Source organism: Streptomyces sp. NPDC046197 (assembly GCF_040646295.1).
Classification (GTDB): domain Bacteria; phylum Actinomycetota; class Actinomycetes; order Streptomycetales; family Streptomycetaceae; genus Streptomyces.
The window spans coordinates 15916-29376 of record NZ_JBEYZY010000049.1; the positions used below are offsets into that span (position 1 = coordinate 15916).

Annotated in this window: 12 protein-coding genes; 11 read left to right on the forward strand and 1 reads right to left on the reverse strand. The window is 71.7% G+C overall.

Annotated elements, in window-relative coordinates:
• The first annotated feature begins 209 nt into the window (after positions 1 to 209).
• From AB0A61_RS37170 to AB0A61_RS37215, 10 genes are all read left to right on the forward strand, one after another.
• Positions 210 to 1190, forward strand: coding sequence for an MCE family protein (locus AB0A61_RS37170; RefSeq protein ID WP_361302864.1), 981 nt, complete (start codon positions 210 to 212; stop codon positions 1188 to 1190).
• Entirely contained in the window at positions 1187 to 2338 is a 1152-nt protein-coding gene (locus tag AB0A61_RS37175) for an MCE family protein (protein ID WP_361302805.1), read from the forward strand. The genes AB0A61_RS37170 and AB0A61_RS37175 overlap by 4 nt, the downstream gene beginning before the upstream one ends.
• Positions 2335 to 3636 (forward strand): MCE family protein, encoded by a 1302-nt coding sequence (locus AB0A61_RS37180; protein ID WP_361302808.1) that lies wholly within the window; start codon positions 2335 to 2337, stop codon positions 3634 to 3636. The genes AB0A61_RS37175 and AB0A61_RS37180 overlap by 4 nt, the downstream gene beginning before the upstream one ends.
• Positions 3633 to 4907, forward strand: a complete 1275-nt coding sequence (locus AB0A61_RS37185) for an MlaD family protein (protein ID WP_361302811.1) — start codon at positions 3633 to 3635, stop codon at positions 4905 to 4907. Before AB0A61_RS37180 ends, AB0A61_RS37185 begins: the two co-directional genes overlap by 4 nt.
• Complete coding sequence (locus AB0A61_RS37190) at positions 4880 to 5419, forward strand: hypothetical protein (RefSeq protein ID WP_361302813.1); 540 nt, start codon at positions 4880 to 4882, stop codon at positions 5417 to 5419. Before AB0A61_RS37185 ends, AB0A61_RS37190 begins: the two co-directional genes overlap by 28 nt.
• 46 nt (positions 5420 to 5465) lie before the next feature.
• Positions 5466 to 6224 (forward strand): hypothetical protein, encoded by a 759-nt coding sequence (locus AB0A61_RS37195; protein ID WP_361302816.1) that lies wholly within the window; start codon positions 5466 to 5468, stop codon positions 6222 to 6224.
• A 177-nt stretch (positions 6225 to 6401) separates the two neighbouring features.
• A complete protein-coding gene (locus AB0A61_RS37200; RefSeq protein WP_361302819.1) occupies positions 6402 to 7241 on the forward strand; it encodes a TIM barrel protein in 840 nt (279 codons plus the stop codon).
• A gap of 44 nt (positions 7242 to 7285) precedes the next feature.
• Positions 7286 to 8179: a 2-hydroxy-3-oxopropionate reductase gene (locus tag AB0A61_RS37205; RefSeq protein WP_361302822.1), complete on the forward strand. Its 894-nt coding sequence runs from the start codon at positions 7286 to 7288 to the stop codon at positions 8177 to 8179.
• Positions 8180 to 8353: 174 nt separating this feature from the next.
• Positions 8354 to 9817, forward strand: a complete 1464-nt coding sequence (locus AB0A61_RS37210; RefSeq protein ID WP_361302825.1) for a catalase — start codon at positions 8354 to 8356, stop codon at positions 9815 to 9817.
• Between the two features lie 459 nt (positions 9818 to 10276).
• A complete protein-coding gene (locus tag AB0A61_RS37215; RefSeq protein WP_361302828.1) occupies positions 10277 to 10513 on the forward strand; it encodes a hypothetical protein in 237 nt (78 codons plus the stop codon).
• Between the two features lie 155 nt (positions 10514 to 10668).
• Here the strand turns inward: AB0A61_RS37215 and gcl are convergent, their stop codons facing one another.
• On the reverse strand, positions 10669 to 12453 hold the full coding sequence (gcl, locus tag AB0A61_RS37220) for a glyoxylate carboligase (protein WP_361302831.1): 1785 nt from the start codon (positions 12451 to 12453) through the stop codon (positions 10669 to 10671).
• 273 nt (positions 12454 to 12726) lie between these two features.
• Between gcl and AB0A61_RS37225 the strand changes: the two genes are divergently transcribed.
• Complete coding sequence (locus AB0A61_RS37225; RefSeq protein ID WP_361302834.1) at positions 12727 to 13401, forward strand: hypothetical protein; 675 nt, start codon at positions 12727 to 12729, stop codon at positions 13399 to 13401.
• Positions 13402 to 13461 lie beyond the last annotated feature (60 nt).

Genomic DNA, 13461 nt, shown 5'->3' on the forward strand with positions numbered 1-13461 from the left:
TGCCACCGCGCCTGCCGAGGCCGAGGCTGCTGCCCCGCGGGAATCGGCGCCCCGGCCCGGAGCCGCTGGTGAAGGTGCACGTGCTGCCGCCCAGGCTGCCGAAACCGCGCCTGCTGCCCCGCCGCAGCGGGAGCCGCCGTCCCGAGCCCTTGGTGAAGGTGCGCGTCCTGCCGCCCAGGCTGCCGCGTGTCCGGCTGCGCCGGCCACGGCTGAAGCCGTTCCGCGAGCGCAACCCCGTCGTCGTCGGCGCGATCGGCCTCACCGTCCTGGCACTGCTGACGGTTGCCGCGTTCAACGCCGACAGCCTGCCGCTGATCGGCGGCGGACCGACGTACAGTGCGGCCTTCTCGGAGGCGGGCGGGCTCAAGCCGGGCGACGAGGTGCGGATCGCCGGTGTCAAGGTCGGCAAGGTCAAGGGCGTCGACCTGGACGGCGACCACGTCAGGGTGACCTTCAAGGTCGAGGACGGGCCCGCGTTCGGCACCGAGACCGGTGCGTCGATCCGGGTCAGGACGATCCTCGGCGCCAAGTACCTCGCGCTGTACCCGAAGGGCCCCGGCCAGTTGAAGCCGGGCAGCGAGATTCCGCGCGCCCGGACGGTGTCGGCGTACGACGTGGTGCAGGCGTTCAGCGACCTGACGACCACGACGGAGAAGGTCGACACCCAGCGGCTCGCGCAGGCGCTGAACACCATCTCCACCACCTTCCAGGACTCCCCCACGGAGGTACGGGCCTCCATCAGGGGACTGTCGAGGATCTCGATGACGATCGCCTCGCGCGACAAGGCGCTGCACGGGCTCCTCGACCACGCGAACGGAGTCACCAAGGTGCTGGCCGAGCACTCCATGGACTTCTCCGCGCTCGTGAAGGACGGCAGCGCGCTGTTCAAGGAGATCAGCCTGCGGCGCGCGGCCATCCACCAACTGCTCACCAGCTCCGCCCTGCTGGGCATCGAGCTGTCCGGCCTGGTCGACGACAACCGCAAGGAGATCGGGCCCGCCCTGAAGAACCTCAACACGTTCGTCACCATGCTGGAACGCAACCAGGCGAGCCTGGACCGCAGCGTCAAGCTGCTCGCCCCCTACGTCCGGGTCTTCACCAACACCCTCGGCAACGGCCGCTGGTTCGACTCCTACGTCCAGAACCTTCTCGCCGCGCCCGTCGTGCCGCGGACGGGAGGCTCGCGATGACCGCCCGCCGTATCCCGAGGAGCCGTCTGTCCCGCGCCCTGGCGCTGCTGACCGCGCTCGCGGTCGCCATCGCGCTCGCCGTGCGGCTGTGGCCGCACCACGACACCGTCCGCGTCACGGCGTACTTCCCGCGTACCGTCGGCATCTACCCAGGCTCCGACGTCCGCGTCCTCGGCGTCCGCATCGGCGAGGTGGAGAGGATCACGCCGGAGGGCGGCCGGGTGCGGGTGGAGCTGTCGTACGACAAGGGGCGCAGGGTGCCCGCGGACGCACAGGCCGCGATCATCAACTCCTCGGTGGTCAGCGACCGTTACGTGCAACTGCTGCCGGTGTACCGCAAGGGCCCGGTGCTGCGGGACGGTGCCGTGATCCCCGAGTCGCGCACGGCCGTGCCCGTCGAGCTGGACCGGATCTACGACAGCCTGCACACCACCGCCGACGCGCTGGGCCCGAAGGGCGCGAACAAGGACGGCTCCCTTTCCCGGCTGCTCGGGGTGAGCGCGGACAACCTCAAGGGCCAGGGAACACGGCTCAACCAGACGGTGGCGGACCTCTCGCAGGCGGTGGACACGCTGTCCGGCGGGCGGGGCGACCTGTTCGGCACCGTACGCAACCTTCAGGTGTTCACGGCCGCCCTGGCGGCCGACGACGCGAGCGTGCGGTCGTTCAACGCCGACCTCGCCGAGGTGGCCAAGCAGCTCTCCGGGGAGCGGGCGGACCTCGCGACGGCACTGCAGCACCTGGGGACGGCTCTGGGCGACGTGTCCGACTTCGTGAAGAACAACAGGACGTCACTGGCCTCGGACGTCAAGGGCCTCAGCAAGGTCACCAAGGTCCTGGTCACCCAACGGGCCGCACTGGAGGAGCTGTTGACGGTCGCGCCCACGGGTGTGTCGAACCTGGAGAACGCCTACAACGCCTCCGCCGGCACCCTCGACACCCGCAACAACGCGCAGAGTCCGCAGGACCCGGCGTCCCTGCTGTGCTCCCTGCTGAAGACGACCGGCGACGAGGGCGGCGGGAACCCCAGCTGCGCACAGCTGCGGAAGCTGTTCGACTCGCTGCCCGACCTCCCGGCCGCCCCGGCGGCCACCGGCACGGGCACGGTCGACCGCACGCTCGGCGGAATCCTGGGGGGCCGGGCATGAGTACGGTGCGCGGGGCTCGGGTGGCCGCGTGGACGGCGGCCGGTTCGCTGCTGCTGTCCGGCTGCGAGTTCAACGGCTGGTACGACGTCCCGCTGCCCGGCGGCGCGGCGGCGGACGGCCACGCCTACCACGTCACGGTCGACTTCAGGGACGTCCTCGATCTGGTGCCGCAGTCGGCGGTCAAGGTCGACGACGTCACGGTGGGGGCGGTCGAGAAAGTGGAACTGGACGGCTGGCACGCGCGCGTGCGGCTGCGCGTGGCCGACTCGGTCAAGCTGCCCGCCAACGCGGTCGCCGACCTCAGGCAGAGCAGCGTGCTCGGCGAGAAGTACGTGGCGCTGTCGGAGCCGTCCGGCACCCCGTCCGTCGGACGGCTGCGCGACGGCGCCGTGATCCCGCTGTCCCGCAGCGGCCGCAACCCGGAGATCGAGGAGGTGCTGTCCGCCCTGTCCGCGCTGCTCAACGGCGGCGGGGTGGCCCAGCTCAAGACGATCACCGTGGAGCTGAACAAGGCGCTGGGCGGCCGTGAGGACCGGGTCAGATCCCTGCTCGGGCAGCTCGACACGTTCCTCGGGAGCCTGGACGAGCAGCGCGGGGAGATCGTCCGCGCGCTCAAGGGCGTCGACCGGCTGGCCAAGCGGCTGGGCAAGGAGAAGAAGACCATCGCCCAGGCCGTGGACGCGATCCCGCCCGCCCTGAAGGTCCTGGCCGACCAGCGCCGCGACCTGACGAGGATGCTCACCGCCCTGTCCGAGCTCGGCAAAACAGGCACCAGGGTGGTCAACGCCTCGCACGACGACACGGTCGCCGACCTCGAACGGCTGCGGCCGATCCTGCAGCAGCTCGACAAGGCGGGGGACGACCTGCCCAACGCGCTGGAGCTGCTGACCACCTACCCGTTCCCGCGGAACGCGGCGGACGCCGTCAAGGGCGACTACGTCAACCTCAGGATCACCGCCGATCTCGACCTGGCGGGCATCTACGGCAACGTCACCGGCAAGCCCGGCGACAACAACGGCGGTCACGGGAGCGGGCCGGTCCCGGCGCCGACGCTTCCGCCGTTGCCGAAGCCGCCGGACCTGCCGGGCGCACCGGTGCCCACGGGGCTGCCGAGCGCGCCGGGCCTGCCGAAGGCGCCGACGGCCTCGCCCCGGCCCTCGGTGTCCCCGGGCGGCGGTGAGGTGCTGTGCCCGCCGGTGTGCACAGCGAGCTACGGAACCTGGCGCACCGGGCACCGCCTTCCGCCGGGGATCGACCTGGCCCTCGCCGAGCTCCTGCTGAAGGGGATACAGCCGTGATGACACGTATGGTCAAGGCCCAGTTGGTCGCCTTCGCCACCGTCACCGCCCTCGGGGTGTCCTATGTGGGCGCGCGGTACACGGGCCTGGCGGACGCCGTCCTCCACCGCGGCTACACGGTCCGGGCCGACTTCGCGGACTCCGGGGGTGTCTTCCCCGGCGCCGAGGTCACCTACCGCGGAGTGCCGGTGGGCCGGGTGGGCGAGCTGCGGCTGACCGGGTCGGGGGTGTCGGTGCCGCTGCGCATCGAGGACGGCGCACCGCGGATCCCGGCCGACACACTGGCGGTGGTGGCCGACCGTTCGGCGGTGGGCGAGCAGTACGTCGACCTCCAGCCGCGGCACTCCGGCGGCCCGTACCTGAGGGACGGCAGCACGGTCCCGCGCAGCCGCACCCGGACCCCGCTGCCGGTCACGGACCTCGTGCTCAGTCTGGACCGCCTGGTCGAATCCGTCGGCAAGGACGATCTGCGCACCACCGTGGACGAGTTGGGCAAGGCGTTCGCCGGCACCGGGCCGCGGCTGAGCCGCCTGGTGGACTCCGGCAACGCGCTCGTGGAGTCGGCGTCCGGCTCCCTCCCGCAGACGGTGTCGCTGATCGAGGACTCGCGCAGGGTGCTCAAGACGCAGGCCGACCAGGGCTCGGCCATCAGGTCGTTCTCCCGTGACCTGGCGGCGCTCACCGCACAGTTGAAGTCGAGCGACGGGGACCTGCGCCGGCTGATCGGCAACGCGGCGCCCGCCGCCGAGCAGATCGACTCGCTGCTGAGGTCCACCCGCCCGCAGCTGCCGGTCCTGCTGGCCAACCTCATCAGCGGCGGCCAGGTCACCCTGGCGCGGCTGCCGGGCGTGGAGCAGGCCCTGGTCACCTTTCCGGTGGTGGTCGCGGGCAGCTACACGGTGATACCCGGCGACGGCACCACCCACTTCGGCCTGGTGGTGAACGCCGACGACCCGCCCGGGTGCACCCAGGGCTACGGGACACGGTGGCGCGACCCGTCCGACACCAGCAGCCGTCCGGCGAACACCGAGGCCCGCTGCACGGCGCCGCGCGGCGGCCGGATCTCGGTGCGCGGCGCGCAGAACGCACCGGGCGCGCGGTCCGGTGCGGGCGGCGCGAACCGGACCGCGTACGTCACCCCGTACGACCCGGAGACCGGCACCACCACCGGCCCGGACGGCACGCCCGTCGCGATCGGCTCCACGGGCGGAGAACGGACGACGTTCGGAAAGGAGTCCTGGCAATGGCTGCTCGTGGGGCCGATGGCCTGAAGGCCGTGACCGTGAAGGCAAAGGGTGTGCTCGGCCGCCGGGGGGTGCTGACCGCGGGCCTCGTCGCCGCGACGGTCCTGACCACCGGGTCGGCGGGCTGGCTGGGCCTGCACCTGTCCGGCCAGCGCGCGGCCGAACACCGTCGGCAGGACGTCCTGGCCGCGGCCCGCCAGTCGGCGCTGAACTTCACCTCGCTCGACTACCGGCACTACGGCCGGGACAGCGCGAACGTGCTGAAGGGGGCCACCGGTGACTTCAAGAAGGAGTTCGCCGCGCAGACGGCGCAGTTGACGAAACTCGTCGCCCAGAACAGGTCGGTGTCCGAGGGGCAGGTCCTCGAGGCGGGCATCGTGCGGTCCGACGAGCGCACCGCCCGGGTACTGGTCGTCGCCGACAGCAAGGTGACCAACACCGCCGTGCCCGAGGGGCAGGCGCGCACCTACCGGCTCCAGCTCGACCTGGTACGCCAGGGCGGCCGCTGGCTGACCTCCGACGTCGAGTTCGTGGGCTGACCCGCGCCGTCGTGTACCACCAGCACCACCAGTGAGGAGAATGACCGTGGCGAACCCGACCACCCGACTCCGCGGTGCCGGCTCCCCCGGCCGCCGCACCCTGTCGGCGGCCGCCCGTGCGGCGGCCAAGCGCACCGGGCGGCCGGATGCCCCCGGCGAGCCGTCACCGTCGCGCGCCGGGGAGCGGCGCTCCGGGGCCACCGTGCTGGTCGAGGCCCCGGCGGACGGCTGGGAGGACCCGCCGGAGCCGTCGTCCCGGCCCGCGCAGGAGGAGCCGGAGGCGGGCGTCTCCGTACGGCGGCTCGGGCGGAAGCCGGTCACGGTGGTGTGGTGTGCGCTGCTCGTGGCGGCTCTGGTCGTGGCGGCCGTGCTCGGCCGGCAGTACTGGCTGGGGCGGCAGGCACAGCAGGCCCGGGGGCAGGCGCTCGCGGCCGCGCAGCAGGCGGCGCCGGTCGTGCTGTCGTACGACTACCGGCATCTGGACCGGGACTTCGCGCGGGCCCGCGCCCACCTGACCGGTGCCTTCCGCGACGAGTACCTCAGGACGACGAAGACGGTGGTCGGGCCGACGGCGCGGAAGTACCACGGGGTGGTGCAGGCGACGGTGGCGCGGCCGACGGGCGGCGGCGCTGAGGCCGCCTCGGTCGTGTCGGCCGCGCCGGACAGGGCCGTCGTCCTGCTGTTCGTCAACCAGGTCACGCGGAGCACCCAGGTGTCGGGCTCCCGCCTGGATCTGAACCGGGTGCGGATGACGCTGACCCGCACCTCGTCGGGGTGGAAGGTGAGTGCACTGGACGCCCTTTGACGCCTCCTTGGCCCGACGACCGGGAAGTGCCCCTGCGCAGGTCGCGCGGGGGCACTTTTTCGTGGCCGCTCTTGACAGTCGTCCCCGCCCACGGGCAGCCTTCCGTTAAACAGAAACACACTTCCGCATTACGGAAATTAATGCGGCTCCGCCGACAGGAAGGGAGCGCCACCCCCGATGGGATTCGCAGACCAGCGCTTCAACGTCAACCTGTCGATCCTCTTCACGGAACTCCCGTTCCTGGAGCGCCCCGCGGCCGCAGCCGCGGCCGGCTTCACCGCGGTCGAGCTGTGGTGGCCCTGGGTCGACTCCCCCACCCCCGAGCGGTCCGAGCGGGACGCCCTGAAGCGGGCCATCGAAGAGGCGGGCGTACGGCTGACCGGGGTGAACTTCTACGCCGGACAGCTCCCGGGACCCGACCGCGGCGCCCTGTCGATCCCCGGCGAGGAGTCGGAGAGGTTCCGCGCCAACATCGACGTGGCCGCAGCCTTCGCCGAGTCCCTCGGCTGCACGGCTCTGAACGCGCTGTACGGCAACCGCGTCGGGGGCGTGGACCCGGCCGAGCAGGACGCGCTCGCGCTGGAGAACCTCGTCCTCGCGGCGCGGGCGGCCGACCGGATCGGCGCGACCCTGCTGATCGAGGCCCTGAACAAGCCGGAGTCGCCGCTGTACCCGCTGGTGAGCGCCCCCGCCGCGGTCGGTGTCGCCGACCGGGTGAACGCGGCCACGGGGCTCGGCAATGCGAAGTTCCTGATGGACCTCTACCACCTGTCGATGAACGGCGAGGATCTGCCCTCGGTGATCGAGCGGTACGCGTCCAGGACCGGCCACGTCCAGATCGCCGACAACCCCGGCCGGGGAGCCCCGGGCACGGGCTCGCTCCCGCTGGAAGACCTCCTCGACCGGCTGAGGAAGGCCGGGTACGACGGCTGGGTCGGCCTGGAGTACAAGCCCGGGGACCGGCCGAGCGCCGAGTCGTTCGCCTGGCTGCCCGCAGAGGCCCGCGCGGCCCGCTGAGTGCCGCGCCACAGACGTCCCAGAGCACCCAGAGAGGCACCCCCATGACCACCACCCTGCCCAAGGTCGCCTGGATCGGCCTCGGCATCATGGGCTCACCCATGTCCGAGAACCTGATCAAGGCGGGCTACGACGTCACCGGCCACACCCTGGAACAGGAGAAGCTGGACCGGCTCGCCGCCGCCGGCGGCACCGCGGCCGGATCGATCGGCAAAGCCGTCCGCGACGCGGACGTGATCATCACGATGGTGCCCGCCTCCCCGCAGGTGGAGGCGATCGCGTACGGCCCGGACGGCATCCTGGAGAACGCGCGCCCCGGCGCCCTGCTGATCGACATGTCCTCGATCACCCCGCAGACGTCCGTCGACCTGGCCGCGGCCGCCGGGGACAGGGGCATCCGCGTGCTCGACGCCCCGGTGTCCGGCGGTGAGGCCGGCGCCGTCGAGGCAGTGCTGTCGATCATGGTCGGCGGCGACCAGGCCGACTTCGACGAGGCGAGGCCCGTCTTCGAGGCCCTCGGCAGGACCATCGCGCTGTGCGGCCCGCACGGCTCCGGCCAGACCGTGAAGGCCGCGAACCAGCTGATCGTCGCGGTGAACATCCAGGCGTGCGCCGAGGCCGTGGTCTTCCTGGAGAAGTCCGGCGTGGACCTGGAGGCGGCACTGGACGTCCTCAACGGCGGCCTGGCCGGCTCGACCGTGCTGACGCGCAAGAAGGACAACTTCCTGGACCGCGACTTCAAGCCGGGCTTCCGCATCGACCTGCACCACAAGGACATGGGCATCGTCACCGACGCCGCCCGCACCGTCGGCGCCGCCCTGCCCGTCGGCGCCGTGGTCGCCCAGTTGGTCGCGAGCCTGCGGGCCCAGGGCGACGGCAGCCTGGACCACTCGGCGCTGCTGCGGGCCGTGGAGCGCCTGTCCGGCGCACAGGTCTGAGCCGGACCCCCACAGCTCCGGGTGGCGCCGCCGCCGACACCTGTCCTGTCGCGCCCAAGGCGGCGGCGCCCCCGGAAACCTGCTTCAACAAACTGTTGACGCCCTGATCGCGGCAAACCTAGGCTCCACGAAGCGGAAACAGCCTTCCGCTGCCCCTCGCACGGAAGGTCCACGATGTCGAAGCGCGTGCTCACCACCGAGTCCGGCGCCCCGGTCGCCGACAACCAGAACTCCGCCACCGCAGGCGCCGGCGGCCCGCTCCTGCTCCAGGACCAGCACCTGCTGGAGAAGCTGGCGCGCTTCAACCGCGAGCGCATTCCGGAGCGCGTGGTGCACGCCCGCGGCTCCGGCGCCTACGGCCACTTCGAGGTGACCGACGACGTCACCGGCTACACCCACGCCGGCTTCCTCGACGCCGTCGGCAAGCGCACCGAGGTGTTCGCGCGCTTCTCCACCGTGGCGGACTCGCTCGGCGGCGCGGACGCGGTGCGCGACCCGCGCGGTTTCGCGGTCAAGTTCTATACGGAAGAAGGAAATTACGACCTGGTCGGGAACAACACCCCGGTCTTCTTCGTCAAGGACCCCATCAAGTTCCCGGACTTCATCCACTCGCAGAAGCGCGACCCGTTCACCGGCAAGCAGGAGCCGGACAACGTCTGGGACTTCTGGGCCCACTCCCCCGAGGCCACCCACCAGGTCACCTGGCTGATGGGCGACCGCGGCATCCCGGCGTCGTACCGCCACATGAACGGGTACGGCTCGCACACCTACCAGTGGACGAACGCCGAGGGCGAGGCCTTCTTCGTCAAGTACCACTTCAAGACGAACCAGGGCATCCGCTGCCTGTCCACCGAGCAGAGCCAGGAGACCGCGGGCAAGGACCCCGACTCCCACCAGACGGACCTGCTCCAGGCGATCGAGCGCGGGGTGCACCCGTCCTGGACCCTCTACGTCCAGATCATGCCGGCGGCCGAGGCGGCGGACTACCGCTTCAACCCCTTCGACCTCACCAAGGTGTGGCCGCACCGGGACCACCCCCTGCGGCGCGTGGGCCGGCTGGTCCTCGACCGCAACCCGGACAACGTCTTCGCCGAGGTGGAGCAGGCCGCCTTCTCCCCCAACAACTTCGTACCGGGCATCGGCCCCTCGCCGGACAGGATGCTCCAGGGGCGCCTGTTCGCCTACGCCGACGCCCACCGCTACCGCCTGGGCGTCAACCACACCCTGCTCGCGGTGAACGCGCCCAGGGCGGTGCCGGGCGGTGCGCACAACTACGGCCGCGACGGCTTCATGGCCGCCAACGCCCAGGGCCGCCACGCCAAGAACTACGAGCCGAACTCCTACGACGGCCCGGTCGAGACCGGCCGCCCGCTGTCGGCGCCGCTGGCGGTCAACGGGCACACCGGCACGCACGAGGCCCCGCAGCACACCAAGGACGACGACTTCTTCCAGGCGGGCGAGCTGTACCGCCTGATGTCCGAGGAGGAGAAGTCCCGGCTCGTCGCCAACATCGCCGGCGGCCTGTCCCAGGTCTCCCGCGACGACGTGATCGAGGAGAACCTCGCGCACTTCCAGGCCGCCGACCCGGACTACGGCCGACGCGTGGAGGAGGCGGTCCGCGTACTGCGCGAGGACTGAACCCCCTGACCGCGCACGGAGTCTGACGGGAGGTCATGACTCCGTACGCGCGGCCCGCACGAGGCGTCGAGCGACCCGGACGAGGGGTGGTCGCCCGGCGCTCGCGCGGGCAGGGCGAGGACCACGGCGGCGTGCGAGCCAGTGCGGTGGTGAAGGTCCCGGGGCCGTCCTCCCGACCGGAGGGAGGGCCGTCCCGGCTCCGTCGCGGCCGCCGCGGCCCCAGCCCCACGCCTCGACGCACGAGGCCGCACACTCCGTCCGGCGACGCGAACGTCCTGGCGCGCCCAGCCTCGCGCCGTCGGACGGCCACAACCATATGCCCCACCGGCCCGGAGCGCCGGATGCGGACGGATCCCGCATCCGGCGCTCTCCGGCGTCCGCGGTCGCCCGCCGTTCCGGCCCCGGCCGCCACGGCGACTCCGGGGTGCGGATCCGTCCCGCCCGCAGGAGTCTGAAGGCATGGACAACCTCACGCAGTACCCGCACATCGTGGTGCACGCGCCGGCCCTGGACGGCTCCCGGCGGGTAACCGAGGGAGACGTGACCCTCGGGCTCGCGTCCCATCTGGACGACGTGGTCGAGATCCTGCGGATGGCCGACCTGGACCGGATCGAGGTCGAGGAGAGCGATCTGATCGAGTGGCAGGGCGGCGGCCCGGACGAGTGGCCGGGCCTGTCGGAGCCCTACGACGTCTGAGCCGCGCACGCGGGGACGGCCAGGAGCAGGTACCGGCGGCAGCACAACCGGTGCGCGGCGCACCCCGGGACGCACACCGGAACAACCGGGACGCACCCCGGAACGAAGGGCGGCCCACCCCTCGGGTGAGCCGCCCTGTCTCCGACGCCGGAGCGTCAGACCTTCAGCGTCCTGATCGCGGTCGGCGCGTGGCCGGGCTCGGTGGCGAGTTCCTCGAACTCGACGACGTCGGCGATGTCGTTGGTCGTCGACATCGAGATGTTGGTGACCCGCTCCAGGATCGCCTCCACGACGACCGGGACCCGGTGCTCGGCGGCGAGTTTCCCGGCCTTCTCGAAGGCGGCGCCGAGTTCGTCGGGGTCGGTCACCCGGATCGCCTTGCAGCCGAGGCCCTCGGCGACCTTGACGTGGTCGACGCCGTAGACGCCCAGCTCGGGCGAGTTGATGTTCTCGAACTCCAGCTTGACCTGGAAGTCGATGTCGAACGCCCGCTGCGCCTGGCGGATCAGCCCCAGGTAGGAGTTGTTCACGAGGACGTGCACGTACGGGATCCTGTGCTGGGCGCCGACCGCCAGCTCCTCGATCATGAACTGGAAGTCGTAGTCGCCGGACAGGGCGACGACCTGTGCCTGCGGGTCGGCCTTGGCCACGCCCAGCGCGGCCGGGACGGTCCAGCCGAGGGGGCCCGCCTGCCCGCAGTTGATCCAGTGCCGTGGCCTGAACACGTGCAGCATCTGGGCGCCGGCGATCTGGGAAAGGCCGATCGTGGAGACGTACCGGGTGTGCGGGCCGAAGGCCTTGTTCATCTCCTCGTAGACACGCTGCGGCTTGATCGGGACGTCGTCGAAGTGCGTACGGCGCTGGAGGCGGGCCTTCTTCCCCTGGGCGGCGGCCGCCCAGCCGGAGCGGTCGGGCAGCCGGCCGGCCGCCCTCAGCTCCTTCGCCACGACGACGAACAGCTCCAGGGCGGCCTTCGCGTCGGAGGCGATGCCGTAGTCCGGGGGGAAGATCCTGCCGAGCTGGGTGGGCTCGATGTCCACGTGGACGAACGTCCGCCCGGCCGTGTAGACGTCCAGCCTGCCGGTGTGGCGGTTGGCCCAGCGGTTGCCGATGCCGAGGACGAAGTCCGACTCCAGGAAGGTCGCGTTGCCGTAGCGGTGCGAGGTCTGCAGGCCCACCATGCCGGCGTTCAGCTCGTGGTCGTCCGGGATGACGCCCCAGCCCATCAGGGTGGGCACGACCGGGGTGCCGGTCAACTCGGCGAATTCGACGAGGAGTTCGGCGGCGTCGGCGTTGACGACTCCACCGCCGGCGACGATCAGCGGCCGCTCGGAGGCGTTCAGCAGCGAGAGGGCCTTCTCGATCTGCGCGCGGGTGGCGGCCGGCTTGTACACCGGCAGCGGCGCGTACGTCTCCGGGTCGAACTCGATCTCGGTGAGCTGGACGTCGATCGGCAGGTCGATCAGGACCGGGCCGGGGCGGCCGGAGCGCATCAGGTGGAAGGCCTGCTGGAAGACCCCGGGCACCTGCGCGGCCTCCAGGACGGTGACCGCCATCTTGGTCACCGGCTTGGCGATGGAGGCGATGTCGACGGCCTGGAAGTCCTCCTTGTGGATCACGGCGGTCGGGGCCTGGCCCGTGATGCACAGGATCGGGATGGAGTCCCCGGTGGCCGAGTACAGGCCCGTGATCATGTCGGTTCCCGCCGGACCGGAGGTGCCGATGCAGACACCGATGTTGCCCGGGTGGGTACGGGTGTAGCCCTCGGCCATGTGCGAGGCGCCCTCCACATGGCGGGCGAGGGTGTGGGTGATGCCGCCGGAGGCCTTGAGTGCCGCGTAGAACGGATTGATCGCCGCGCCCGGCACGCCGAACGCGTCCGTGACGCCCTCGCGTTTGAGGATCTCAACTGCCGCGCGGGCAGCGGTCATACGAGCCATCGAGTACTCCTGCTTCGGCTGTCTTCGGCTGTCGGATTCGCACTCCCGTCGCGCCCCGCGGTGAGCTCTTCCGTGTAATTTCGTATAACGGAAATATTTTTCTACTATCTGGAAGCAATCTAGGTGGGAGGGCGGAGGCCGTCAAGGGAAGGCAAGGAGGATCGCGCCAGTGGCCGAAGCGGCGGACAGGCGGGGGTCCGACGGAGCACGATGGGACGGCTGTCCGCCTGCGACGCCTTGGAGTGGGCCATGGATGGGGCCATGGAGTGGGCCATGCCGGAGAGAGTGCCGGTGCGCTGCCCGGCCTGCCGGCGCGAGCACGTCTGCACCGTGCCGGCCTATCCCTGCGTGTGCGGCGCCCGGGTCGCTCCGGAGCCGGACCCCCGGTCCGCACCCGCCGTCGTCGTCCACCGCGTCTGGGACGAGGACTGGATCACCGTCCGCTGCGGCTCCTGCGGGCGTCCCGCCCAGTGGCCGCGCCCGGAGCTGGGCTGCCCGTGCGGGACGCTGCTGCGCATACCGGTGGCGGGGGCGGAGGGGGACGCCGACGCTCCCACCGCGCGCCCCGACCCCGAGCCCGAGGCCGCCGTGATGCACACCGCACGTGATGCCGTCACCGCCGCTGTGCTGTACCTGCGGCGACTCGGTTACGAGGGGATACGCCGTGCCGACCGGCGGCCGCCGTCGGGGGTGGGGCTTGCCGCGCGGGGGCTGCTCGCCCAGGTGGATCCGGCGGTGCGCCCGGCGTCGCTGCGGGACGTGGAGTGTCTGTGGCTGACCGCCATGACGGAGACGGTGGACTGCCTCTACTTCTCCCGCGCCGGGTACGCGGACGACGCCCGCGCATGCGCGGACGCCCTCGGCATTCCCCTCTTCCTCCTCGACCTCACGGGCGTTCCACGGCCGGTCAACGGCCCCGCCGACGGACTGCACGCCACGAGGGCCTGAAAGCCTCACCCGGTCCTACGAGTCGACGCTCGACCGGTCTTCCCGGTCGAGCGTCGCTCC